This window comes from Microbulbifer mixtoriginis (SeqCode) (assembly GCF_052467235.1).
In genome coordinates, this window is the sequence record NZ_CP174305.1 from 2,912,501 (window position 1) to 2,937,372 (window position 24,872).

The 24,872-nt window shown below is 52.8% G+C and carries 18 protein-coding genes and 2 rRNA genes (1 of these 20 cut by a window edge); 4 read left to right on the top strand and 16 right to left on the bottom strand.

The features are described 5' to 3' along the window. Both ACJJIO_RS12840 and rrf read left to right on the top strand, forming a co-directional pair. Positions 1-2,527, top strand: a 23S ribosomal RNA gene (locus ACJJIO_RS12840) (it extends 355 nt beyond the left edge of the window). Positions 2,528-2,730: 203 nt separating this feature from the next. Beyond that, positions 2,731-2,846: ribosomal RNA gene (gene rrf / locus ACJJIO_RS12845) — 5S ribosomal RNA — on the top strand. Positions 2,847-3,641: 795 nt separating this feature from the next. Here rrf and ACJJIO_RS12850 read toward each other — a convergent pair. The 5 genes from ACJJIO_RS12850 to ACJJIO_RS12870 form a co-directional block, all read right to left on the bottom strand. Beyond that, entirely contained in the window at positions 3,642-5,054 is a 1,413-nt protein-coding gene (locus ACJJIO_RS12850; protein ID WP_444908681.1) for a M20/M25/M40 family metallo-hydrolase, read from the bottom strand. Between the two features lie 44 nt (positions 5,055-5,098). Beyond that, positions 5,099-5,434: a hypothetical protein gene (locus ACJJIO_RS12855; RefSeq protein WP_444908682.1), complete on the bottom strand. Its 336-nt coding sequence runs from the start codon at positions 5,432-5,434 to the stop codon at positions 5,099-5,101. Positions 5,435-5,437: 3 nt separating this feature from the next. Beyond that, complete coding sequence (locus tag ACJJIO_RS12860) at positions 5,438-6,217, bottom strand: TSUP family transporter (RefSeq protein ID WP_444908683.1); 780 nt, start codon at positions 6,215-6,217, stop codon at positions 5,438-5,440. After that, on the bottom strand, positions 6,189-6,821 hold the full coding sequence (locus tag ACJJIO_RS12865; RefSeq protein ID WP_444908684.1) for a lysophospholipid acyltransferase family protein: 633 nt from the start codon (positions 6,819-6,821) through the stop codon (positions 6,189-6,191). Before ACJJIO_RS12865 ends, ACJJIO_RS12860 begins: the two co-directional genes overlap by 29 nt. Before the next feature lie 70 nt (positions 6,822-6,891). Further along, positions 6,892-8,475, bottom strand: a complete 1,584-nt coding sequence (locus tag ACJJIO_RS12870; protein ID WP_444908685.1) for a peptide chain release factor 3 — start codon at positions 8,473-8,475, stop codon at positions 6,892-6,894. A 283-nt stretch (positions 8,476-8,758) separates the two neighbouring features. Between ACJJIO_RS12870 and ACJJIO_RS12875 the strand changes: the two genes are divergently transcribed. Then, a complete protein-coding gene (locus ACJJIO_RS12875; protein ID WP_444903844.1) occupies positions 8,759-10,522 on the top strand; it encodes an aminopeptidase P family protein in 1,764 nt (587 codons plus the stop codon). An 83-nt stretch (positions 10,523-10,605) separates the two neighbouring features. Here ACJJIO_RS12875 and ACJJIO_RS12880 read toward each other — a convergent pair whose 3' ends face one another. From ACJJIO_RS12880 to ACJJIO_RS12930, 11 genes are all read right to left on the bottom strand, one after another. Next, positions 10,606-11,277: a response regulator gene (locus ACJJIO_RS12880; protein WP_444905225.1), complete on the bottom strand. Its 672-nt coding sequence runs from the start codon at positions 11,275-11,277 to the stop codon at positions 10,606-10,608. Positions 11,278-11,282: 5 nt separating this feature from the next. Next, entirely contained in the window at positions 11,283-12,725 is a 1,443-nt protein-coding gene (locus ACJJIO_RS12885; protein ID WP_444903845.1) for an ATP-binding protein, read from the bottom strand. A gap of 222 nt (positions 12,726-12,947) precedes the next feature. Then, complete coding sequence (locus ACJJIO_RS12890; protein ID WP_444903846.1) at positions 12,948-13,508, bottom strand: hypothetical protein; 561 nt, start codon at positions 13,506-13,508, stop codon at positions 12,948-12,950. Between the two features lie 29 nt (positions 13,509-13,537). After that, positions 13,538-14,899, bottom strand: coding sequence for a YHYH protein (locus tag ACJJIO_RS12895; protein ID WP_444903847.1), 1,362 nt, complete (start codon positions 14,897-14,899; stop codon positions 13,538-13,540). Between the two features lie 420 nt (positions 14,900-15,319). Next, positions 15,320-16,564, bottom strand: coding sequence for a YHYH protein (locus ACJJIO_RS12900; protein ID WP_444908686.1), 1,245 nt, complete (start codon positions 16,562-16,564; stop codon positions 15,320-15,322). Positions 16,565-16,887: 323 nt separating this feature from the next. Beyond that, positions 16,888-18,270 (bottom strand): MATE family efflux transporter, encoded by a 1,383-nt coding sequence (locus ACJJIO_RS12905; protein WP_252084538.1) that lies wholly within the window; start codon positions 18,268-18,270, stop codon positions 16,888-16,890. Between the two features lie 153 nt (positions 18,271-18,423). Continuing rightward, positions 18,424-18,897 carry a ribosomal protein S18-alanine N-acetyltransferase gene (gene rimI / locus ACJJIO_RS12910; protein WP_444888004.1) on the bottom strand — a complete coding sequence of 158 codons (474 nt, stop codon included), beginning with the start codon at positions 18,895-18,897 and terminating at the stop codon, positions 18,424-18,426. Further along, entirely contained in the window at positions 18,894-19,667 is a 774-nt protein-coding gene (locus ACJJIO_RS12915) for a uracil-DNA glycosylase family protein (RefSeq protein ID WP_444908687.1), read from the bottom strand. Before ACJJIO_RS12915 ends, rimI begins: the two co-directional genes overlap by 4 nt. After that, positions 19,668-21,203, bottom strand: coding sequence for a 2-isopropylmalate synthase (locus tag ACJJIO_RS12920; RefSeq protein ID WP_444908688.1), 1,536 nt, complete (start codon positions 21,201-21,203; stop codon positions 19,668-19,670). 397 nt (positions 21,204-21,600) lie between these two features. After that, positions 21,601-22,110 (bottom strand): MarR family winged helix-turn-helix transcriptional regulator, encoded by a 510-nt coding sequence (locus tag ACJJIO_RS12925; protein WP_444888006.1) that lies wholly within the window; start codon positions 22,108-22,110, stop codon positions 21,601-21,603. A gap of 2 nt (positions 22,111-22,112) precedes the next feature. Then, positions 22,113-22,592 (bottom strand): glutathione peroxidase, encoded by a 480-nt coding sequence (locus ACJJIO_RS12930; protein ID WP_444883748.1) that lies wholly within the window; start codon positions 22,590-22,592, stop codon positions 22,113-22,115. Between the two features lie 178 nt (positions 22,593-22,770). On the opposite strand from ACJJIO_RS12930, the gene ACJJIO_RS12935 reads away from it, so the two are divergent. Further along, a complete protein-coding gene (locus ACJJIO_RS12935; protein ID WP_444908689.1) occupies positions 22,771-24,702 on the top strand; it encodes a cytochrome c/FTR1 family iron permease in 1,932 nt (643 codons plus the stop codon). The last annotated feature ends 170 nt before the right edge of the window (positions 24,703-24,872 follow it).

Below are 24,872 nucleotides of genomic sequence, written 5' to 3' on the forward strand. Positions count from 1 at the left end.
TCGAGTAGGTCGGGACACGTGTTATCTTGACTGAATATGGGGGGACCATCCTCCAAGGCTAAATACTCCCAGCTGACCGATAGTGAACCAGTACCGTGAGGGAAAGGCGAAAAGAACCCCGGAGAGGGGAGTGAAATAGAACCTGAAACCGTATACGTACAAGCAGTAGGAGCCCTTCGGGGTGACTGCGTACCTTTTGTATAATGGGTCAGCGACTTATTGTCTGTAGCAAGGTTAACCGCTTAGGGGAGCCGTAGAGAAATCGAGTCTTAATAGGGCGTTTAGTTGCAGGCAATAGACCCGAAACCCGGCGATCTATCCATGGGCAGGTTGAAGGTTGAGTAACATCAACTGGAGGACCGAACCCACTAATGTTGAAAAATTAGGGGATGACCTGTGGATCGGAGTGAAAGGCTAATCAAGCCGGGAGATAGCTGGTTCTCCTCGAAAGCTATTTAGGTAGCGCCTCGCGTCTCACCCTCGGGGGTAGAGCACTGTTTGGGCTAGGGGGTCATCCCGACTTACCAACCCCATGCAAACTCCGAATACCGAGGAGTGCAATCGCGGGAGACACACGGCGGGTGCTAACGTCCGTCGTGGAAAGGGAAACAACCCAGACCGCCAGCTAAGGTCCCAAATACCAGTTAAGTGGGAAACGATGTGGGAAGGCCCAGACAGCTAGGAGGTTGGCTTAGAAGCAGCCATCCTTTAAAGAAAGCGTAATAGCTCACTAGTCGAGTCGGCCTGCGCGGAAGATATACCGGGGCTAAAACTGGTAACCGAAGCTGCGGATGCTCTTAGGAGCATGGTAGAGGAGCGTTGTGTAAGCCGTCGAAGGTGGATCGGGAGGTCTGCTGGAGGTATCACAAGTGCGAATGCTGACATGAGTAACGACAAGGGAGGTGAAAAACCTCCCCGCCGGAAGACCAAGGGTTCCTGTCCAACGCTAATCGGGACAGGGTTAGTCGACCCCTAAGGCGAGGGCGAAAGCCGTAGTCGATGGGAAACAGGTTAATATTCCTGTACTCGCTATTGCTGCGACGGAGTGACGGAGAAGGCTAGGCCAGCATGGCGATTGGTTGTCCATGTTTAAGGTTGTAGGCTGGGGACTTAGGCAAATCCGGGTCCCTAAGGCTGAGAACTGATGACGAAGCCCACTTAGTGGGTGAAGTGGTTGATGCCCTGCTTCCAGGAAAAACTTCTAAGCTTCAGGCAATAGTGAATCGTACTCTAAACCGACACAGGTGGTCAGGTAGAGAATACCAAGGCGCTTGAGAGAACTCTGGTGAAGGAACTAGGCAAAATGGTACCGTAACTTCGGGAGAAGGTACGCCGGTTTTGGTGATGGGACTTGCTCCCTAAGCTGAGGCCGGTCGAAGTGACCAGGTGGCTGCGACTGTTTATTAAAAACATAGCACTCTGCAAACTCGTAAGAGGACGTATAGGGTGTGACGCCTGCCCGGTGCCGGAAGGTTAATTGATGGGGTTAGCTTCGGCGAAGCTCTTGATCGAAGCCCCGGTAAACGGCGGCCGTAACTATAACGGTCCTAAGGTAGCGAAATTCCTTGTCGGGTAAGTTCCGACCTGCACGAATGGCGTAACGATGGCCACGCTGTCTCCACCAGAGACTCAGTGAAATTGAAATCGCTGTTAAGATGCAGTGTACCCGCGGCTAGACGGAAAGACCCCGTGAACCTTTACTACAGCTTTGCACTGAACTTTGAGCCTACTTGTGTAGGATAGGTGGGAGGCTTTGAAGCAGTAACGCTAGTTACTGTGGAGCCGTCCTTGAAATACCACCCTGGTATGTTTGAGGTTCTAACTCTGGTCCGTTATCCGGATCGAGGACAGTGTATGGTGGGTAGTTTGACTGGGGCGGTCTCCTCCCAAAGAGTAACGGAGGAGTACGAAGGTGCACTCAGCATGGTCGGAAATCATGCAATGAGCATAATGGTATAAGTGCGCTTGACTGCGAGACAGACATGTCGAGCAGGTACGAAAGTAGGTCATAGTGATCCGGTGGTTCTGTATGGAAGGGCCATCGCTCAACGGATAAAAGGTACTCCGGGGATAACAGGCTGATACCGCCCAAGAGTTCACATCGACGGCGGTGTTTGGCACCTCGATGTCGGCTCATCACATCCTGGGGCTGAAGCCGGTCCCAAGGGTATGGCTGTTCGCCATTTAAAGTGGTACGCGAGCTGGGTTTAGAACGTCGTGAGACAGTTCGGTCCCTATCTGCCGTGGGCGTTGGAAATTTGAGAAGAGTTGCTCCTAGTACGAGAGGACCGGAGTGAACGAACCTCTGGTGTTCGGGTTGTCACGCCAGTGGCATTGCCCGGTAGCTATGTTCGGACGGGATAACCGCTGAAAGCATCTAAGCGGGAAGCCTCCTTCAAGATTAGATTTCCCTGACTCCTTGAGAGTCCTAAAGGGCCGTGGAAGACTACCACGTTGATAGGCTGGGTGTGGAAGCGTTGTGAGGCGTTGAGCTAACCAGTACTAATTGCCCGTGCGGCTTGACCATACAACAGAGATGGTTACTAACGACTAGCTAAGCTAGCGGATTGTGGAATGAAAGACACACAATGATCGCTTGCGGTGTATTACTACAGATTATTTTACCGACTTATTTGGGGTTATCGCCGGTCAACAGACCGAGGCAAACAGCGATAACACGGCAGGCCAAGCAGATTGCTTATAAGACCAACGCCAACCCAAGCCAGTTTGCCTGACGACAATAGAGTTGTGGAACCACCTGATCCCTTGCCGAACTCAGAAGTGAAACGCAACATCGCCGATGGTAGTGTGGGGCTTCCCCATGTGAGAGTAGGTCATCGTCAGGCTTCTAATCCGAAAGGGCCACCCAATAGGGTGGCCCTTTTTTTATGGGCAAAAAAAATATTGAATGCATCAAAAAATAAAAACAGAGAATAAAAAAATAAATTCAAAATACAGAAAAAATAAAAAGCCGAATCGAATTTTTACTCGCAACACTCCCGCCGAAAAATCCAACTCGGTAAAAGCCAATTAAACAAGCGCAGGCTCTAAAAAGTTCTGAGGAGCCTTCCCTCCTATAAATAAAGCGCTTTCTTAGATTTTTTCTGTAAGGAAAAAATGGAAATACAAAAAAATAACGCGCTTTATTTAATCTGCACCCCAAGCACCACCACAAAAACACCTGAAATTAAAAAGTGCTCTTTAGCCTAGAAAAATTATTGCGTTGAAAAAAACGGCGCAGAAATACCAATAAAAGTACCGGTGATTTTTTGCACGTTTTAATGAACCTGTGCAACCACGGGGCCTGGCGCGGATATACCGCAGTTATGCACAAGTCTATCCAGACTTTCTGTTAATAACGCCAAGCGGTGGAAAGTGGATAAATGGCTGGTGTTTTTTTACCCGTTGAAAAGGCCCCCGCGGAAACAGGGGCCTGAGCGTGGATATCCCTGAGTTATACACAGCTCTATCCATGGATTCTGTTAGTAACAGCCTGTTAATGGAATGGTCATCAGCAGGAAACAGAAATATGCCTTGCTGTTGTGGGTAACTTGGAGAATGGTACGAATAGGGTAGTTGGCAGGTGAGGTATAAAGAGCCGCCTCAGGGGAGGCTCTTGTCGTGGTTGTTAGGTGCTTAGTTTATTCTTTTATTTTTGAGGGAATTCGGCCGAGGTCATCTTCCATCTCGGTAGCAAGGAAGGACATCACCACCCAGGCTGCGACGTTCTGGCGCAGGTTCTCTGGCTTCACCTTATCGAGGGTATCGTTAGGGGTATGGTGATAGTCGAAGTAGTCGGTACCATCCTGGTAGAGACCGAAGGCAGGGACTCCTTCGGCGACAAACACACTACTGTCTGGTCCGCCATAGGATTTGTTATGTCCGCGCTCGATGCCAAGAGGTGCTAGTAATTGCATTATTTGGTCGGCAATATCGAATTTACTCTCAGGCAAACGAGTATCAAATCTCCAGATCTTACCTGCGCCAAAGTCAGACTCAGAGATGGCAATAATATTATCCAGCTCGTGACGATGTGCATCTAAATACTGCTTGGCACCGACCAGGCCAATTTCTTCGGCGCCGAAGAGAACTACGCGCAGGGTACGGCGAGGACGCTTGGGGAGCTCGGCAATCAGGCGAGCGGTCTCCATTACTATGGCGACTCCGGCGCCATCATCCAGCGCTCCGGTGCCTTCATCCCAAGAATCCAAATGGGCGCCAATAATCATGACTTCTTCAGGTTTCTCGCGGCCAGTAATTTCTCCAATAACGTTAAATGATGGGCCATCACTGTGACGCTGGTTATCTATATCGAGCTTAACTTCTACCGGCTTGCCACGTTTCAACATGGCTTCTAAAAGGTTGGCATCCGGGGCTGACAGTGCCAGTGCGGGAACTGGGTTTTCGACATCATTAATAGACATCATGCCGGTATGGGCAAAGCGGTCAGAGTCTGTGCCCACGGACCTTAGGAGCAGTGCGGCAGCACCTTTCTCAGCGGCTGCACGCATACCTTTACTGCGCCCTTGCACTGCAGGGCCGTAGCCTTCACCCGTACGAGCTTTTTCCATACGCTTGTTGATGAAGGCTATTTTCCCTTTTACCTGTTTAGGGGAGGCTTGCAGTAGGGCTTCAACATCGGGAAACTCGACGATTTCCGCAGTAAGGCCACCTTTGGGGGTTGCTACGCTATAGCCCAGGGAAGACACCACCAGTGGTTGGGGGTAGGGCGAAACCACCTGGGCGTGGGCATGTCCACGTGTCCAGCGGGGTACTTCAATTTGCTCTGTATAAACCCGATCGAACCCCAGGGATTTCATTTTTTCCTGGGCCCAAGCCACTGCACGCCGATCACCTTCCGTACCTGCGCGACGGGGGCCCACTTCTACCGTCAAGGATTCAACGATGCTATAGGCATCGGAAGAAGCCAGGGCGCGATCACGCAATACTTCTGCCACGGACAGATCTTCCTGGGGTAGTGGCTTCGCCTGGGCGATGCTGATCGCTGTGGTTGCAATAAAGGCCCCAGTGAGGGTCAGTAGTGGTTTAAACATATGTTTATCCTTGATTAAAGCTCGTTGACTCAAGATCTAGGTTGTTAGTTAGGTGTGTTGATAAGTAGCCTACTGCGAATATGCCGCAGTTGTTCCAGCCCCTTCTCGGTAAATAAATAGGGCGAGTGATCACTGGACTCGTGCTCTTCTATTTCGAGACACTTGAGTCGCATTGCTTCCAGCTCAGGATCATGGCGCATTGGTATCGCCACTAGGGCACGCCATTCACTCTCGCTAGCCTGACCGGTGATGGCATCCTCCAGGCCTTTAATAAAGCTGGCTCTGTCCATACGAAATCGCGGAGTGCGCAGATGCATTAATGTCCAGATCACAATGACAAAAGCACAGAAGGACAGCAGCAGAGTGAGGAACAGGGTCACTTTCTAGGGCTCCAGCAGTAATTTTATCGCGATGGTCATAGTAACGAGAATAACTACAGGCTTAATCAGTTTGGCTCCATGGGAAATGACCAGATTAGATCCTAATCTTGCACCGATAATCTGGGTGCCCGCCATAGTGATACCGACTATCAGTGAAAAGTATCCGCCCAGTATAAATATAACCAGTGAGGTGATATTGGTGGCCAATACCAGTGGTTTGCTTGATGCCGTGGCTTTACGCATGTTGTAACCCAGTAGAGCGGCGAATGCCAGGGCATAGAAGGCCCCTATTCCAGGACCAAAAAAACCTCCATAAAAACCAATCCCGCCACCAATTAGAATGTTAAATAGCCCAGGGCTTATTCTGGATTTAGAGTCAATATCAGAAATTCGCGGCGAAAATGCGAAGTAGAGGGCGATGACGATAATTAATATCGGCAGTAGTGTATCGAGTATGTCTCCCCCGACTTTGGTGACTGCCCAGGTACCCAGGGCGGAACCAAAAACGGCCGCTATCAAGCCCGGCCACAGGGGTTTCAGTTGTAAGTGCCCTTTTCGAAAGTAGTTGAAGCTGGATGAGAGAGTACCGAAAACGGCCTGGAATTTATTCGTGCCGAGGGCTTCTAGGGGGGGGAGGCCAGCCCATAAGAGCGTGGGCAGGGTTAGCAGGCCTCCGCCGCCGGAGATGGCGTTGATAAAGCCAGCGGTGAAAGCCACCGCGGCGAGTATCAAATATGTGCTAAGGGTTAAATCGCTACTGAATTCTATCACGGGAGGAATCACTGCCCTCCAAGAGATCGGTTTGCATATTGTGGTGGAACCCTTGGTATTTACTGAAGCGACGCTGGATTTCCGTCATATCCTCTTCCAGGTTTCCTGTGGGATGGTAGAGGGAGTCCAGGCAGAAGCGCTTGCGAGAAAAGTCCCAGGCAACCAGTAAAATTGGTACCTCGGCAGCATAAGCAATTCGCAGGAAGCCACTTTTCCACTTGGTGACTTTCTTGCGAGTTCCCTCGGGAGTGATGCCGACCCACATTTTTTCGTTATTGCGGTATTGCCTAGCTACCTGTTTGGCGATGCCTCCTGCAGAACCACGATTGGTGGGTACACCACCGAGCCACATAAAGAGGTTTTTAAAGGGGAAGAAAAAAGCTTCCTTCTTCATGAGCCAGGAAATTTTTACCCTATAGGCCATGATAAAAGGCATGGCCACGACAAAATCCCAGTTGGAAGTGTGCGGGGCCAGGGCCACCATCACTTTTTTTTCCGGAGGGAAGCTACCTTCCAGGCGCCATCCCATCAGCCGGATCAGCAGCCTACCAATAGCAGCGGTCAGGCCGTTGCCTAGGCGGGGCATTTCTTCCGGTAATTCTTTCTGCTGACTCATTATTGATCTCTCTGTCTACTGCTCAAACATCCTGGAACTGACAAGCGATTTCAGGAAAAGTCTACCCAAGTTAATGTTCGCGGGTGGCGTAGAAGCGAATATCCGGATAACGCTCCTCTGCCAACTGCAAATTCACACGGGTAGGCGCTAGGTAGGTCAGGTGTCCACTGCCATCTATGGCGAGGTTGGTACTTGCTTTGCGTTTAAAGTTTTCCAACTCTTTCATGCTCTCGCTTTCCACCCAGCGAGCAGTATTTACATTTACATTTTCATAAATGGCTTCCACCTTATATTCGTCCTTGAGGCGATAGGCGACCACTTCAAACTGCAGGACACCGACGGCGCCGACAATAATGTCGTTGTTATCCAGTGGGAAAAATACCTGGGTAGAGCCCTCTTCGGAGAGCTGCTGCAAGCCCTTTTGCAGTTGCTTTAGTTTTAAAGGATCTTTCAGGCGAATACGACGGAATAACTCCGGGGCGAAATTGGGAATGCCGGTAAACTTTAGAGACTCACCTTCAGTAAAGGCATCTCCGATCTGGATAGTGCCATGGTTGTGCAGGCCGATAATATCGCCGGCAATAGCCTCTTCCACGTGGGTTCGGTCGCCAGCCATAAATGTTACGGCGTCGGCAATTTTTATATCTTTGCCGATGCGTACATGTTTCATTTTCATGCCACGGCTATAAGTACCGGAACAGACGCGCATAAAGGCAATACGGTCGCGGTGTTTGGGGTCCATATTGGCCTGAATCTTAAACACAAAACCAGAGAACTTTTCTTCGTTTGGCTCTACCTGGCGCTCCTGGGTGGCGCGAGGCTGGGGACCCGGGGCCCATTCGACAAATCCATCGAGCATTTCACGTACGCCAAAATTACCAAGCGCTGTACCGAAAAATACCGGAGTCAGTTCGCCAGCTAAATAAGCTTCCAGATTGAATTCGTGGGTAGCGCCGCGTACCAGTTCGATTTCCTCGCGGATGTCCTCGGCATATTCGCCGAGTAGCTCATCGGCCTCAGCGGAGTCGAGCCCTTTGATCTGGATATCGTCGGGAATTGTGTGACCCTGGCCTTGAGTAAATACGTGAATTGTATCGGTGTAGAGGTTGTATACCCCTTTAAAATTTTTACCGGAGCTCAGTGGCCAATTGATGGGGGCGGCTTGGATATTCAAGACTTCTTCAATTTCATCCATCACTTCGATGGGGTCGCGAATATCCCGATCCAGTTTGTTGATAAAGGAGAGAATCGGCGTAGTGCGCAGTCGGCACACATTCATCAATTTGATGGTGCGGTCTTCGACACCCTTGGCGCCGTCAATCACCATCAGCGCAGAGTCGACTGCAGTGAGTACCCGGTAGGTGTCTTCGGAGAAGTCTTCGTGCCCGGGGGTGTCCAGCAGGTTAACCGTGCGCTCCTTGTAGGGAAACTGCATCACCGAGGAGGTGACGGAGATACCCCTTTCTTGTTCCATGGTCATCCAGTCGGAGCGCGCGTGAGGACCTTTTTTCCCCTTAACCGAACCTGCCAGCTGAATGGCATTTCCGAATAAAAGTAGCTTTTCGGTCACGGTTGTTTTACCGGCGTCCGGGTGGGAAATAATAGCGAAGGTGCGGCGGCCGGCGTAGCCCGCCAGGGAAGAACTCTGGCCCATATTTTAAGATTCGATCACTCGATATTCGGAATAAAAACAGGTCTGCATTATACACGCCGGCGCTGATACAAGGGTGGGGTATACTGCGAAATTGGCCTCTGAAATTGGGGCATAAAAACCATTTCGGCAGTGTCAATAGGCGGAGCTGCCAGCACTGCTGGCACTCCAGAACATCTTTTTGAATAAATTCGACTTTTCAGTCGAGTCAAGGTCATCACAAAGAACAGTGACTAAGCATGGGGCTGCAGAAGTGGCTCGGGTGCTGGAAAACCATGGGGGAAGTATGAGTCAGGAACGATTACAGCGAGTGCGGGAGGAGTTGCGGCGACAGGGCGTGGAGGCTTTCCTGGTTCCCCGCGCCGATGAGTATCAGAATGAATATGTGCCCGCAGCAGATGAGCGTTTGGCCTGGATTACTGGCTTTACAGGATCTGCGGGCATGGCGGTGATTGGCCTGGATAAAGCTGCTCTTTTTGTTGATGGTCGCTATACCCTGCAAGGCCAGCAGCAATTGGGAGACCTGCCCATAGCCCTGGAGGATCTAAATAGCCGGGTTATTGCCCGTTGGGTGGGTGATCAGCTGCGCTCGGGTCAGTCTCTGGGCTTTGATCCTCGCCTGCATACGGAGCCGGGGTTGGCGCTGTTGAAAGAGTATTTGGCTGAACGAGATATTGCCTTAAAGCCCTTGGAACAGAATCCCATTGATACGATTTGGCTCGACCGGCCAGCATCTCCCTGTGGCCAAGCCTGCCCCCACCCCTATGTGTTTACTGGTGAGCACTCCAGTGAAAAGCGCCAGCGCATCGCCACTCTTCTCGCCGAAAAGCGTGTAGATGCTCTGTGGCTGGCAAATCCCGAGAGCTGTGCCTGGCTGTTCAATATTCGTGGAGACGACATTCCCCATTTACCTGTAGCACTATCCAGTGGAGTGCTCTTCAGAGACGGCAGCGCAATTTTGTATCTGGCCGAACCGGCAGTTGGTGAGGGGCTTTTGGAGCACCTTAATCGGGAAGTGATGGTGGTGACCGAGAAGGGCCAGTTGTTTGAAGGTCTGCGCCGCCGCCACGTGAACAGGATTTGGGTAGACCCCACAATTAGTAACTGTTGGACTCTGCAGCAGCTACGCGCTCTGGATTTGCAATTGCTATTGGAGCGTGACCCTGTGACCCAGGCCAAGGCGTGTAAAAATTCCGTAGAGCTGGCGGGCTCCAGGGCAGCGCATGAGCGCGATGGTGCAGCGCTGTGTGAATTCCTAGCCGAACTGCCCACTGCAGTGGCAGAAGGTTTGGATGAACTGGCTGCGGTGAAGCTGCTTTACAGCAAGCGCCAGCAGCGCGAAGGCTTTCGGGGTAATAGCTTTGAAACTATTTCGGGCTATGGCCCCAATGGTGCCATAGTGCACTACCGGGTGAGCGAGGAGTCGAGCTTGCCGATGGCCCCTGAGGGCATTTTCCTGTGCGACTCGGGCGCTCAATATCCCGATGGCACTACGGATGTAACTCGTACAGTGGCCCTGGGAGAAATTCCTGCACTTGCACGAGAGCACTTTACCCGTGTGCTCAAAGGACATATTGCCATCGCTACCCTACGCTTTCCGCAGGGCACCTGTGGAGAGCAGATCGATGCGATTGCACGTAGATCTCTATGGGATGCCGGCTTGGATTACGCCCACGGAACAGGTCATGGTGTTGGTAGTTTTCTAAGTGTGCACGAAGGGCCACAGCGTATCGGCAAAGCGGTTACCAATACCCCGTTACAGCCCGGTATGATTCTCTCCAATGAACCGGGTTTTTATCTCACCGGTCAATACGGTATTCGTATTGAAAATCTGGTGTTTGTAAAAGAGAGTGTGGATTACCAAGGTTTTTTGCAGTTTGAGGAATTAACGCTGGCGCCGATCGATCGGAGTCTGATTGATACTACACTTCTCACCGCGCAAGAGCTGCAATGGTTGAACTGTTACCACCAGCGTGTGCGGAAGATCATTACGCCTCTGGTGAATGAAAAAACGGCTTCCTGGTTACAGAAAGCCACCGAGGCTTTGTAATTTGATCGCTGGGAGCTCAGCTCCCAGCATCTCTTCTGCGGCTCTATCAAAATACAGAGTACTATGCGTTTACACCGTAATAATTACTGCACCTCAAATTTGTATCCCGCACCGTAAACTGAATGGATTAATTCTTTATCCGGTAGCAAGGCCGCAATTTTCTTGCGCAATTTTTTTATGTGGCTATCGATAGTTCGATCGCTGATTACCCGGTAGTCGGAATAAATACGATCCATGATTTGTTCTCGGGAAAAAATACGGCCCGGCTCACTGTAGAGAAGCTCGAAGAGATGGAACTCCAGGGCCGTTAAGCCCACGTCTTGGCCCCCGATCAACAGTTGACCGGTGTTGCGCTGCAGCTGGATCTCCCCGAGTTTTTGTTGCTCGGAGCTGTGCGTACGACGCAGAACGGCTTTGGCCCGCGCCACGATTTCCCTGGGGCTATAGGGTTTACACACATAGTCGTCCGCTCCAATTTCCAAGCCGCGCAAGCGGTCAGCTTCTTCAATTCTGGCGGTCAGCATAATAATCGGTACGCTGCTGTAGCGGCGGATTGCCGTGCAGATCTCCAATCCGCCTTTCCCCGGTAACATCAGATCGAGCAAAATCAGGTCTGGGGGTTGGGCCTCGACATGGGGGATGACCTCATTGCCATTGGTGAGTATATCGGCCTGATAGCCAGCTGCTTCAAGGTAATCCAGCAGCAAGTTGGCCAGTTCTATTTCATCTTCGACAATTAAAATCCTTGCGCCCATTATTCCTACCATTTGATCCTCTCGCTGAGAGGGAGATAAATACTAATTTCCAGGCCGCCCAGGCGAGACGGGCCAGCGGAAATACTGCCCTCGTGGGCTTGGACAATATTCTGGCAAATCGACAGCCCCAGGCCCGCCCCCCCGGTTTCTCGGCTGCGCGAGACTTCGGTGCGATAGAGACGATCGAAAAGATGAGGCATATCTGCACTGGTGACTCCCGGAGAGGAATCAGCAAAGGTGATAATAGCCGTTTGCGCTTCCGCGCGGGCATGTATTTTAAGTTGGCCACCGCTATCGGTATAACGCAAGCTATTGGTGAGGAGGTTGCCAAACAATTGTTGTAGACGTGCCTCATCAGCGTAAATTAGTTTGTTTTCGGCCAACTCACACTGCAATTGCAAATCGATATTTTTCTCGGCAAAGGCACTGTGAAAATCCTCAACTACCTTGATCAGCAATGGGCCCAATGAGAGGTCGGATTTGCAATAGTTCAAGGCCCCGGCATCGGATAGCGAAAGCTCATAGAGGTCGTTTATCAAGCGGCTGAGCTGGCGAATTTTATCGTGCAAAATATTGAGATTTTCCGGTGTGGCGGTGCGTACACCATCCTGCAGGGCTTCAATTTGCCCTTTGAGTACTGCCAGTGGAGTGCGCAGCTCATGGGAGATATCGGCCATCCAGCGATTGCGTGCGTGCTCGTTGGCCTCTAGGGTTGCCGCCAAGCGGTTGAAGTCTGCACTCAGCTGGCCAAGTTCGTCGCGCCGCTCGATATCAATTCGGGTTTTATAATCTCCCGAAGTGAGGCGGTGGGTGGCTTCGGCCAGGCGTTGGATAGGGCGTACCAGCTGCCAGGCCAGGGGTAGGGCAATGGCTAGGGCAACGAGAAAAGTGGCGATGGAGATCAGCGCAAAAGTGCGGGATAACTCCTGGATAAAACCCTGTTCATAATTATTGGAGAGCTCGGGCGGTGGATTGATAGTGAGGTAGCCAACAGTTTTATCTGCTACTTTAATTGGCTGATAGAGCAATTCTTTTTCCGGTGCTGGTCGACCAATTACGAGTCGCTTTTCACTGTCAAAAAGGCTTAGGCGTGGCCCCAAGCGGTTACCCATAGGCGGGCGATGGCCTGGCCCGAACATGCCTCGCGGTGGCCTGCCATCAGGTGGTGGGGGTGGCGGTAAGCGGTCGAAGCGACGAAAGATTGTTTGTCTGTGCAGGTCAATCCACTCGGAGCCATTCGCTTCTAGAGATTTCCAGCTGCCCTTACGACGGTAAAAGCGTTCCAGTGCCTGGACCAGTCCTTCCACATCGCGCAACTCTTGTGCACGCATATAAGCCTGAAAACCGTGGCTGAAACTCCACTGGAAAAAAATAAACATACCACCGACAGTAATCGCCGTGGTGAGTAAAAAAGCCAGGCTGAGTTTGTTGCGAATATTTAACGACATCTTTCTAGCAGTCCTTCCTACGGACAGTGGGTATGCGGACTCTCCCGTTCCACCATTTTGGGCTTTGCCCGTTCGGATGATTCTCCAAGCGTACACTTACAGCAAAAGGGGAGGCAATCTCAGTGGCCAATTACTTACTGTTTATGACCAAGAATACAAAGCAGTTCAGGTACTTTGCGAAAAATTGCGCTGAATAAATACAGCGGGAAAACCTCCAGCGGCTTACTGGCTAATGTGCGCTAAATCTCGTGGCCTCTTACTTTCTTCTCTCCTTTCACCCTGAGATAAAGGCGATGTGGAAAAATGGTGCAGGACAAAGTTATCTCTGTCGCGCTGAATAAATAGAGTTGCCAAAACCCGCTTGCCCCCGCGACTCCAGGTACTGTGGTCGTGCGCATTGAGAGTCACTGTGATTTGGTTGAAGCCAGGCTTCAGCAGTTTTTTTGGCAGATGCACGTCGGCGGCGTAGAGGCGCTGTATTTTTTCCCCATTGATGTAGAGGTGTGCGTGCCCTTCGAGGAAACGCTGTGGCTTATTGCTGGCGTAGCGGGGGGATTCCAGTTCGAAGCGGTCGTAGCCGATATGTAAATTGAAACCGGACAGGCTATCTCTGCTGATGTCCAGTTCAATTCTCGGTACGGCTATATGCACGGGTATCTCTATGACCGGATGTTGATCGCCGTTGTGGCCGGCGTGGGGGTTGGCTTGGGCGGTCAGTGCGGGGCTGCCCGATACCATCAGACCGAAGAGGGAGCCAATAAGAAAATACCCGATTATTTTCATAGAAAGTTCGCCTTTAATGATGCTCGATATCAGCGCCCAATGGTTGAAGAACACCGGTTTACAATGGTTTGCTCATCCAGTTTTCCGTAAAAGCGTGGTCCAAAAGTGAAGGGGAATGCGGGCACCAATTGGGCGTCATCGCTAAGTGTGACAGTCAAGTGATAATGGTAGCCGCGTTCTTCATCTGTATGGCCGTTGTACTGGTCCAGGTATGCACCACCCTGGGCTAACAGTTCAGGATCCCAGTAATAGTCCTCGTAAAAAAAGCCGGCCGTAGTATCGAATTCGTTACCGGATAGGGAGGTATAACTGCCGTTGGTGGATGGGCCGGTATTGTTGGTATTTGCAACGCCCTTGCTAGTGTCGTATTCGTCAACCAATAGGCATGAGCGCTCGCCGGCGACGCCACAACCGGTTTCTGAGCTGGGATCGTCGTAGTCGCGTATTGCCCAGCTGCTTATTGCCAATTGTTCGTCGCCTTCCCAGGGCCCGTAAATCGGGTAGCCATCGGCGGTATAACCATAAATTGGTGAGTGGGCATCACCTACATCCCCCACCAGATTTGCCAGGCAGTCGCTGTAGAAATGATGATGGTAATCACCGTTGGCGGCATGACCACCACAGACATCCACATCATAGACTTCGGCCAGAGGGGCTAGGGTGTGCCAGGTGTTGTTGACAGACTGGCCGTCGCTCCACTGATAGATAGAGGTGCCATTTACCCAGTAGCCCTGCACGCCAAGGCTAGTTTCACAGTCTTCTGTTGCAGCTTCCGGGGATTTGGGGATGTAGCCCTGATGCGAGACATTCTCCGGGCAGACGGGGCCGGGGGGCCAAAAGCCATAGCCTGCTTCGGCACCACAGGAGGCGTTGCTGCGATAACCGATATTCTGACCAAAACTGATGAAGTCACCCACTTGCACATTGGGGCTGCCGTTTAGGAAATCACTGTTAACCTTGGGGCGGGTGAGCAGGGCACTGAGGATATTTTCGGTGATCAGAATTTCGTAGTCGGGAATTCCGCTCGCGGATACCCGGGTGTATTCCTTGCCGCTTACAGTAATGGATTCAACACTCTGCACATTGACCAGAACTTGCTCATTACTGTTGTTCTCGTAGATATAGGGCGCGCGCTCTCCGGTGGTATTGACGACCCAGACCCCGGTGTCTTCCGTACTGCTGTCGGCTCCTCCAGTGTCTTCGTCCCCACTGCTGTCATCACCGCTGTCGCTGCCGGTTGAGGAGTCACTGCCCTCGCTGCTGATTTCTGTATCAGAGGAAGAACCCCCTCCGCCACCGCATCCCTGTAAGGCACCGGTGATCAGTGTAAGGGCGATGGCGCAGGATAAAAGCGAGCGCTGGTCCGGGAGGAGCATTTCTATTCTTTTCATGGGTAACCCTGACATCAAAGGAGAAGCCACCTGAAAGTACTGAAGAAAAGAGGACAAAATATGGACAATATGCAGACTTGCGCAGCTGGTTTTCCCGATGAGAAATGCCTTTCACTACTGCGCTAAAACAGACCATTGCGTGAAAGCGTCTATGTCTGCAAAAACCTTTCTCCCCAATGGGTATGGGGAAGCCATTCATTCCCCCTCTGCCGATTTTTTAACGCGATGAAAAAAATATGATGCCGCTCTCTGGCAGAGATCGGCACTGTTAAATTTTGCAAAGTTTGCCTTGGGGAATAGTCTTCAAGCGTAGTGACAGTTGTGCGGGTGAGATTGCCACCACGCTGTGGGGGAATCCCGCAGCGCGGTTTAATTGCAGCAGCGCTTAAAAATAAATGCAAAACCTTAAGGTGTTTCGGCTTACCTTGGTGGGGGTCCCGGCGGAGTACCGCCCCCGACCTCATCGGAACAGACACTGACGATCGTCTGGCTATCCAGCTTACCGTAGAAGCGCGGCCCGAAGGTATAGGGAAAGGCCGGAATAAGCTGCCCGTCTTCGGCCTGGGTCACGGTGAGGTGATAGTGGTAACCGCGTTCACTATCGCTGTGACCGTTGTATTGATCCAGATGGGCACCGCCGAGCGCAGTAAGGACGCTGTCCCAATAATAATCCTCATAGAAAAAACCAGACCTGGTAATAAACGTATTGCCCGATAGAGAAGTGAAAACATCACTGGTGCTGGGACCTCTATTGTTTAGTACTTCAGTGCCTTTAGTGAAATCGTACTCATCGATCAACAAGCAGCTGCGCTCCCCGGCTATGCCGCAACCACTCGGTGCGCTGGGGTCGTCGTAATTGCGAATGGCCCAGCTGCTTATGGCCAGCTCTCCATCGGCTTCCCAGGGGCCGTAGATGGGATAGCCATCGGCGGTAAAGCCGTAAATCGGGGAGTGAGTACCGCCTGAGTCCCCAACCAGATCCGCCAGGCAGCCGCTGTAAAAATGGTGATGGTAATCCCCCCTAGCCGCATGGCCTCCGCAGATATCTACATCGTACTTTTCTGCCACCGGTGCCAAGGTGTGCCAAGTGCCATCCACTACCTGGCCATCGCTCCACTGATAGATGGAAGTGCCGTTGACCCAGTAGCCCTGTGCTCCAAGCCCGCTTTCACAGCTTTCATCGGACATTTCTGGTGCCAGTGGGAAGTAGCCTTGATGAGAGACGTTCTCAGGGCATACGGGACCGGGAGGCCAGTAGCCGTATCCCGCATTCGTAGCACAACTCTGCGTGTTACTGCGGTAGCCGATATCCTGGCCAAAGCTGACGACATCGCCAACCTGCACAATGGGGCTACCGCTGACGAAATCAGTGGCGGCCTTGGGGCGATTGATCAGCCAATCGTATAGGTTGTCAGTGATTTCGGTTTCGTAATCGGGGATGCCTGTCGCCGTTATCAGAGCGTAATCTTTGCCGTCCACCATGACTGACTCCACACTCTGGATGTTCACCAATACCTGTTCGTTGCTATCGCTTTCGTAGATATAGGGTGCGCGGACGCCAGTGGTGTTCAGAATCCAGGGCTCGTGGTTCCCGTTGTCACCGCCGCCGTTATCTCCGGGATCATCTTTTGGAGGGGTATCGGGGTCGTCCTGATCGCAGCCCATTAGGCTTGTTGAAACCAGGGTCGAGAGCAGAGCTGACAGGACTGTGTTGCGCCACAGTTGCCAGCGAAGCGGTGCACTTTCCTTTTCTTACATAAATCACCGTCCTTGCTGCGGAGTAAGTAGGCGTGACCAGACTCTGGGTTCGGCTACGGCTGAAACTAACGTGCAAAGTGGGAAGTAATATGCAAGCTCACTAATGTGGCGGATAATTCATTATGAAGGCGGCAGAGTGAAATACAGCGCTGTAAAGTTGAACAAGAGGCAGCCTCATGGACGGGAGAGTTGCGCAATGAGGCTGTCGCTTGTGTTTTCCTGAACTGAAATTAACTGGCCGATAGGGGTTCTGTTGTGTCGACTTCCGCACTGCGCTTGCTGGTATCGTGGCGCAGCCACCACCAGGATAGGGCGCCGAGCAACAGGTTGGATGCGGCGGTAGCGGCAAACAATCCGGTCATGCCCCAGAAATAGTTGCCGACCCACGCTAGGGGGAGATAGATACCGAGTACCCGCAGGAACGAGATCATGGTTGCAGGCAATGGCCGACCCAGGCCGTTGAAGGCGGCATTGGCCGACATTACAAAACCGTAACCGGCATAGCTGAACGGCACCAGGCTCAGGTAGGCGACAGCCACGGCGATAACTTCTGGGGAGTCGCTGAACAAGCGCACTACTGGCTCGCCGATCAAATAAAGCAACACCGCCAACCCCGTCCCCAGTATCAGGCAGAAGCGCGCCAGTACACTGACGGTTTCCCGCAGCCGGTCGGTGTTGCCGGCCCCGGCGTTTTGTCCCATAAAGGGGCCGACGACTGCAGAAAGTGCATAAAAAATAATCAGGGCGACCGGCTCGATACGCAGGGCCACGCCGAGTCCGGCCACGGCCTCGTCGCCGTGTACGGCCACCAGTGCTACTACAACACCGCCGGCCATGGGGATAATGACATTGGTGAGTACCGCCGGCAGCCCCACGGCGAGGACTTTGCGCCAGGATTCGACTAGGGTACCGAAGTGCCATTGGGGCGCGGCCACAAGATTTTCCCGGCGGATCAAGTAATAGAAGGCGAAGAAGAAACTGATGGCGCGCACGATGACAGTGGCGATCGCTGCGCCCTGTAATTCCAGCCGGGGAAACCCTAGCAGGCCAAAAATTAGAATAGGATCGAGGATCACATTGAACAGGGCCACCCCCACCATGATTCGACCGGTCAGCGCGCTGTTGCCGATTGCGCGCAGAGCCGAAAGGGCAATGGTGGGGACTATCACGAAGATGGTGCCGATGTACCAGGGCACCATGTAGTCCTCAATCAGTGGCATCAGCTCTTCGCTGGCACCGAGCAGGGAAAACAGGGGGCGAATGCTCAACAGGCCGGCGACAGTAATCAGCAGAGAAATGAGGAGCGCCAATACCGAGGCGTCTGTTACTAATCTGCGCACATTCCCTACATCTCCAGCACCGTAGGCACGGGCTACCGCGGAGGAGGTGCCGGCGCCGAGACCAATGGAGAAACTGTTGATGACCATCACAACCGGGAAGGTGAAGCTCATAGCCGCTAGAGGGGCACTGCCCAGCTGTGAGACAAAATAGGTATCCACGATATTGAAGGACATTACCGCGAGGATACCCCACACCATGGGCAGAGCCAGTCTCTGCAGGTGGCCGGAAACCGAGCCTTCTAGGAGTGAGGGACTGCTTTTAGATAGCGACATTCGATAACTCTTTCCAACAAATCGGTTGTTTGGGCAGATTTTCTGATACTGCTCAGGCAATGAAGATATGGTTCGGCAGCATCCCCTGCGGAAAACTGCGTGGGATGGCACGGCGAGAAATTTGGGCCAAAAACGCCCGCTGACTGTTTTAAGCTACGGTTGCGGCTCTGCCAGGGCGAGGCTCATGAGTACAGCATTCTCGCGTTTGCCGTTTTCCGCGGGATAGTAATTCTTGCGCAAGCCATCCTCAGAAAAACCCAGTTTGCGATAGAGTGACTGCGCGGCGAGATTGGAGGCCCGCACCTCCAGCAATAGCCGCCGGATATCTTTGTGTCGCTCGTCGATAAGGCGGCGCAACAGCGTTTCCGCCAAGCCATGCCGGCGCCACTGGGGTACCACGGCCACATCGAGAATTTCCGCTTCGTCAAACAGCTGGCTGATTACACAGCAGGCGACAGTCTCACTGCCGCTGTTGAGTAGCCAGCACTGGTGCCCGGCTTTTAGGCTCTGCAGATATTGTGTCTCACTCCAGGGGTGGCTGTGGGCACTGAGCGCCAGATTGGCCAGAGCGGCACAGTCAGTCTCCTCAGCGAGGCGTAAATCCAATTTGGTGTTGGACAACATCATTGAGCGCGGGTCTCTGCGGGATAGGCTTTGCGCAGCAGCTGCCAGAGTTCGCGCTTGCGTTGGGGCTGTTGTAGCAGTTGCGACAGACTGGGCATGGGAAGGATGCGTATACCATCCCAGTGGTTGATATCGCTTTCCAGAGGCTGAGGTGTACAGAATTCCTGTGCCTCTTGCCCCATCAACCAGATCGACCGCACTGGATAGCGCGAGCAGGAGGCCTCCAGCCAACTGGAAAAGGTATCGCGGGCCTCCGAGGCGTCTGCCGCCGGGCCGAAGCGGTTTTCTGCCATTGGCCAATGCAGACGCTCTTGCTGGCGCGGTAGCTCGTGCCAGTTAAGCGCTCGAACGATATTGCCGAAAAGAGCCTCCAGTGGCAGTGCGGCACCGGGCTCGTGGCTGTCTACTGCCAGCAGGGTTTCGCCGAGACGCCAGCAGTTGAGTACAAAGGGTTTCACTGGCTGGCTCGGCGCCGCCACCGGTATGGCAATAGTAGGTTTTGCCGGAGCCTGTGCTTTTGTCGCGCTAGTTAGTGCGTTGATCTCCGCCGCGACAGTATCACGCTCTTTGGTTGCCGGTGCGTCAACAATCTGTGCCGCAGACTGCGGCAGGGGGTTGAAAGGTAACGGCAGCGGTTGGTCAGTAGCGGCATCCGGCTCCGCCGGCGGCAGCTTGGCCTGGCGGGGCTCGGGAGCGAGCGGTAATACAAAGCGCGGCACATAGCTGGCTATACCCAGTACCGATAGATATTCCGCTCGCTGCAGCTCGTTCACTTACACGCCCTGTTTCTTACTCTCACTGATGGCGAGCAAGTTTAACGCATCCAGGTAGGCTTGTGCCGAGGCAATCAAAATATCGGTATCGGCGCCAACACCATTGACAAGACGGCCATCTCTCTCCAATCGCACGGTGACAGAGCCCTGGGAATCTGTTCCCTGAGTGACGGCGTTGACGGAATACAGTTTTAAATCTGCACCACTATCTACGATATGCTCGATAGCTTTGAAAGTGGCATCTACCGGTCCGCCGCCTTGAGCCTCAGTCTGGTGGGGCACACCATCGATGGATAGTTCGATAAAGGCTTGTGGCGCACTGCCGATTTTAGTGCGTACGTCCAGGTCGAGCAGCTTGAAGCGCTCGGCGGGTTCCTCGCGCAGGGCCACCAGAGAGTGCAGGTCCTCGTCGAAAATTTCGTGCTTCTTATCGGCCAGTTCCTTAAAGCGCTGGAATACCAGTTGGAACTCTTCGCCATCGCTAAAGGCGATGCCCAGCTCCTCATAGCGGGCACGTACCGCGGCTCTGCCGGAATGTTTACCGAGCACCAGGCGGTTTTGCCCCCAGCCCACATCTTCGGCACGCATGATTTCGTAGGTTTCGCGGTGTTTGAGTACCCCGTCCTGATGGATGCCGGACTCATGGGCGAAGGCGTTGGCACCGACAATGGCCTTGTTGGGTTGTACTGGGAAGCCGGTTACCGACGAGACCATGCGTGAGGTGGGCACAATATGGCTGGTGTCGATGCCGGTGTGTACCGGGTAGAGATCCTGGCGGGTCTGTACCGCCATCACGATTTCTTCCAGAGAGGCGTTGCCGGCGCGCTCACCCAAGCCGTTGATGGTGCACTCTACCTGGCGTACGCCGTTCATAACGGCCGACAGGGAGTTGGCCACTGCCAGACCCAGGTCGTTGTGACAGTGGGTAGAAAAGATGGCTTTGTCGGAGTTGGGGACACTCTCGATAACCCGGCGGAACATGGCACCGTACTCGCCCGGTTCACCATAACCGACAGTATCGGGGATATTGATAGTGCCGGCACCGGCGGCGATCACCGCCTCGATAATGCGATACATAAACTCCGGTTCAGAGCGACTGCCATCCTCCAGAGAGAATTCAACATCGTCGGTAAACTGGCGCGCGGTCTTTACGGCTTTCACCGCTTGCTGCAGCACATCCTCCGGATCCATCTGCAGCTTGTACTGCATATGAATTGGGGAGGTGGCGATAAATGTGTGAATACGCGAGGCGTTGGCTTTTTTCAGGGCCTCTCCGGCGCGCACTATATCGGCGTTGACGGCGCGAGCGAGGCTGCAGATACGAGACTCGGTCACGGCTTCGGCAACCGCCTGAACAGCTTCAAAATCTCCGGGGCTGGCAATGGCGAAGCCAGCTTCAATCACATCTACACGCATGCGTTCCAGCATACGGGCTATGCGCACCTTCTCCTCTTTGGTCATAGAGGCGCCGGGACTCTGCTCTCCATCGCGCAGAGTGGTATCAAAAATGACTAACTTATCTTTTTTGGTGCTCATTTCTGTTTTTTCTCCTTATTTGTTTCGAGGCTAAACAAGGGGCTTCGCCGCTGTCTACGCAACGTCCAAATAAAGTTGGGAATTCTGTTGAGGGTGGGGGGGAGAAAAATTATATGCCGCGCAAGGGCAGTCGTAGCGAGGAAGCTAGGGCGAAATGGCGAGGCTGAAAAGTACAGTTGTCAGTCTTCATGTGTGGCGATACCGGCAGCGGACTGGATTTCGCATATTATGGAGGTTTTTTAAGTTTGAGGTCAATGCTCATCCTAAATATTCATTAAAATCGTTTTTTATGGGTAATCACGTCCTAATAATTATGCTATTTGTTGGCTTGTTTTCTCTCTTGGGGTGTTTGCCCCAAGGATGAAGGATCCCGGGGGCGATGAGGAAAATATTGTTTCTACTTTGCAGTCCCTATGGGATTGCTGCCTTCCAGCTTGTTTAGAAATTGCCAGAGGTCACTGTGAAGCTGTTCCACCTCAGTACGAGTAATGGCTGAGTTTTGGATGTTTTGCTGCACCCACTGCTTGGCCCGTGGCTTTAATGCCAGACCAGCACTGGTGGCCGCCACTAGGGTGACCCGTTCATCCCATGGAGCGCGTTTTCTCTCTACCAGTCCATGTTCTTGCATGCGCTTCAAGAGGGGGGTGAGGGTGCCGGAATCGAGCATCAAGCGCTGCCCGAGAGCGCCGAGGCTTCTCTCATTATCCTTTCCGTCTTTTTCGACTTCGTAGTTTTCATCTTCACGTGCCCACTCCCAGAGCACCATCAACACAAGGTACTGGGGGTAGGTGATGCCCAGGTCTTGCAGCATGGGCTGATAGGCTTTCGTCATAGCCCTGGAGGCAGCGTAGAGGGCAAAACAGAGCTGGCGGTTGAGAGCCAGCTCGGAATCTTCGTCGCAAATCACAGTTACAACATCCGTTCGATTTCTTCCTGCAGGGACTCAGGGGTGTCTTTTGGGGCGTAGCGTTTAATTTCCTTGCCATCCTTACTGATCAGAAATTTGGTGAAGTTCCACTTGATGCCTTCGGTGCCAAGGAGGCCCGGTGCTCTTTTCTTCAGCTCCACAAACAGTGGGTGAGCCGTGGGGCCATTGACATCGAGTTTGGCGTAAACGGGAAAGCTGACGCCAAAATTCAGTTCACAGAACTCTTGGATTTCATCGTCACTGCCGGGTTCCTGTTTGCCGAACTGGTTACAGGGGAAGCCAAGCACGGTTAGGCCGCGGTCTTTATATTGATCGTAGAGGGCTTCGAGTCCTTTGTACTGCTTGGTGAATCCACACTTGCTGGCAGTGTTTACCACAAGGATCAGTTTGCCCTTGTAGTCCTCAAGGGAAGTGGTTTCGCCGCTGGCGGTCTTTACGGGGATTGAGTACAGGTCTGTCATGGTGTGCTCCGCTTTTTACATTGCACACAATTTTATTGTGCACAATTTGAAAAGCAAGGCTTTTTCAACTCAATGAATATAGGTGAGTTTAAGCATGGGGTTTATTATGAGAATGATTATCAATAATATTGTGCACTCCATAACGAATATTGTTTGTAGCAACTGAAAAGGACACTCCATGCGCCTTTCCCACTATCTGGCTTGCTTGTTTATAGCGTTGCTGGCCATTTCGATTACCCCCGTCCAGGCCCATCAAGGGGGGCTCTCAGATCAGGAACTGCGCCAGTTGATGCAAATGGCGGAGTATATTGGCGTTGATTACCCGGAGGCTGTGGCCGGAGGCAAGATAATCAATGCTGACGAATTTGCTGAAATGGAGGAGTTCGCCGGGCTGCTGATCGACCGTGGGCAGCAGCTAAAAGATTCCACCGAGGCCAGTGTTATTCGCGCAGAGGCCCAGGCCTTACAGGCGGCAATCCAGCGCAAAGCGGATATTGATGAAGTGCAGGTGCACACAGTCAGTTTGCGCCAGGGGTTGCTAGCTATTGCTCCGGCATTATCACTGCCAAGTGGATTAGTCAGTACTGAAGAGACTCTCGCGCTCTATCAGGCCCAGTGTATTGCGTGTCACGGTGTGGAGGGCCACGGCGACGGCCCCCTGGCGGCGAATCTGGAGCCTGCGCCGACCAATTTCCACGAGCACGAGCGCGCTGTTAATCGTTCTCTGTTGGGGCTTTACGATGCGATCAGCAATGGTATTGATGGCACCGCCATGACTGCTTTTGCTAATCTCACCGAGCAGCAGCGCTGGTCTCTCGCTTTTTACGTGGGTGGCTTGGCATTTGCCGGTGAAAGGGACCCGGCTGCGGAAATGAAACCTAGCTTGCAAGATATGGTGATGTATAGCCCACAGGTGCTGCGCAATGATCGTCCGGAAATTTCCTCGCAGACGGTGGCGGCACTACGCGCTGATCCGAGTGTGCTGTTTACCGCAGAGGCTTCGGTAGGCAGCACTCCCATTGATGTGGCGCGCACACAATTACAGGCGTCGCTACGGGCCTATCAACAGAGCGACTTCGCCAAAGCTCGCACACTGGCAATCAGCGCCTATCTCGATGGTTTTGAGATGGCGGAAAATTCCCTGAACTCTCTGGATGCAGACCTGCGCTTGGCCACTGAACGTGAATTGCTGGGTTTGCGCGCGCAACTTCACGCTGATAGCGACCCCCAACAGGTTCGGGCGCAGATTGAGACAATCCTGCAGCAACTAGCTCAAGCGGAGTCGCTAATGCAGGAGGGCAACCTGTCTGGTGCTGCTCTATTTATTGCCAGTCTGGTGATTCTTCTGCGTGAAGGGTTGGAGGCGCTATTGGTGGTGATTGCTCTGACTACCATCCTGGTAAAAACTGGCCGTCGCGATGCCCTCAAATTTGTGCATGTGGGCTGGGTCGGTGCCTTTGCCGCCGGCTTTGCCACCTGGATTGCGGCGCAGACACTGATCACCATTAGTGGCGCCGGCCGTGAGGTGATGGAGGGCGTGGCCGCCCTGTTGGCCGCGGTAGTGCTCTTCTATGTGGGCTTCTGGATGCATAGCAAAACACAAGCGGACGAGTGGCAGAAATATATCCGTGAAAGCATCAACCGCAGCCTGAGTACCGGTGCCCTTTGGGGTATTACAGGGCTGGCATTTATCGCAGTTTACCGTGAGATCTTCGAGACCATCCTGTTCTATCAATCTCTACTGGCGCAGACTTCTGCAGGTCATTATGGCACTTTGTGGACAGGGGTTGGCGCTGGTGTAGTTTTACTGGCGGTGATTGGTTTTGCCCTAGTGCGTTACTCGGTAAGCCTGCCGATCGGTAAATTCTTCAGCGTGACCACTTATGTATTGCTGGCACTGTCATTCGTACTTGCAGGCAAGGCGGTTGCCGCGTTGCAGGAGGCGGCCTGGATTGGTATTTCACCGCTGCCGGTGCAGTTTAGCTTCGACTGGCTGGGTATTTACCCAACTTGGCAGGGGATTGGCTTGCAAGCCTTGGTGCTTATCGGAGCGCTTTGGCTGATGAGAAAGGGGAGTGCTTCTACTGAGGCTCCAGCTAAGGTTGCTTAATAAAACACAGCCTGAAAGTATTGAAAATACCCGCTCCTAGAAGCGGGTATTTTTTTGCTAAAGAAGCCCCACTTAGAATCTGAATATGCCAATTACCCTATTTGGGTGTGGAGTTCGCAGCTGTTGCTGGACTTGAGCGAGATTAAACTCTGAATTTGGGGTTCGAATAA

What these genes read in the sequence shown, in the direction of transcription:
- ACJJIO_RS12850 (WP_444908681.1), bottom strand. Translation starts at nt 5,054, where the DNA reads ATGTTTAAACCACTACTGACCCTCACTGGGGCCTTTATTGCAACCACA.
- ACJJIO_RS12865 (WP_444908684.1), bottom strand. Translation starts at nt 6,821, where the DNA reads ATGAGTCAGCAGAAAGAATTACCGGAAGAAATGCCCCGCCTAGGCAAC.
- ACJJIO_RS12870 (WP_444908685.1), bottom strand. Translation starts at nt 8,475, where the DNA reads ATGGGCCAGAGTTCTTCCCTGGCGGGCTACGCCGGCCGCCGCACCTTC.
- ACJJIO_RS12875 (WP_444903844.1), top strand. Translation starts at nt 8,759, where the DNA reads ATGAGTCAGGAACGATTACAGCGAGTGCGGGAGGAGTTGCGGCGACAG.
- ACJJIO_RS12880 (WP_444905225.1), bottom strand. Translation starts at nt 11,277, where the DNA reads ATGGGCGCAAGGATTTTAATTGTCGAAGATGAAATAGAACTGGCCAAC.
- ACJJIO_RS12885 (WP_444903845.1), bottom strand. Translation starts at nt 12,725, where the DNA reads ATGTCGTTAAATATTCGCAACAAACTCAGCCTGGCTTTTTTACTCACC.
- ACJJIO_RS12890 (WP_444903846.1), bottom strand. Translation starts at nt 13,508, where the DNA reads ATGAAAATAATCGGGTATTTTCTTATTGGCTCCCTCTTCGGTCTGATG.
- ACJJIO_RS12895 (WP_444903847.1), bottom strand. Translation starts at nt 14,899, where the DNA reads ATGAAAAGAATAGAAATGCTCCTCCCGGACCAGCGCTCGCTTTTATCC.
- ACJJIO_RS12900 (WP_444908686.1), bottom strand. Translation starts at nt 16,564, where the DNA reads ATGGGCTGCGATCAGGACGACCCCGATACCCCTCCAAAAGATGATCCC.
- ACJJIO_RS12905 (WP_252084538.1), bottom strand. Translation starts at nt 18,270, where the DNA reads ATGTCGCTATCTAAAAGCAGTCCCTCACTCCTAGAAGGCTCGGTTTCC.
- rimI (WP_444888004.1), bottom strand. Translation starts at nt 18,897, where the DNA reads ATGATGTTGTCCAACACCAAATTGGATTTACGCCTCGCTGAGGAGACT.
- ACJJIO_RS12920 (WP_444908688.1), bottom strand. Translation starts at nt 21,203, where the DNA reads ATGAGCACCAAAAAAGATAAGTTAGTCATTTTTGATACCACTCTGCGC.
- ACJJIO_RS12930 (WP_444883748.1), bottom strand. Translation starts at nt 22,592, where the DNA reads ATGACAGACCTGTACTCAATCCCCGTAAAGACCGCCAGCGGCGAAACC.
- ACJJIO_RS12935 (WP_444908689.1), top strand. Translation starts at nt 22,771, where the DNA reads ATGCGCCTTTCCCACTATCTGGCTTGCTTGTTTATAGCGTTGCTGGCC.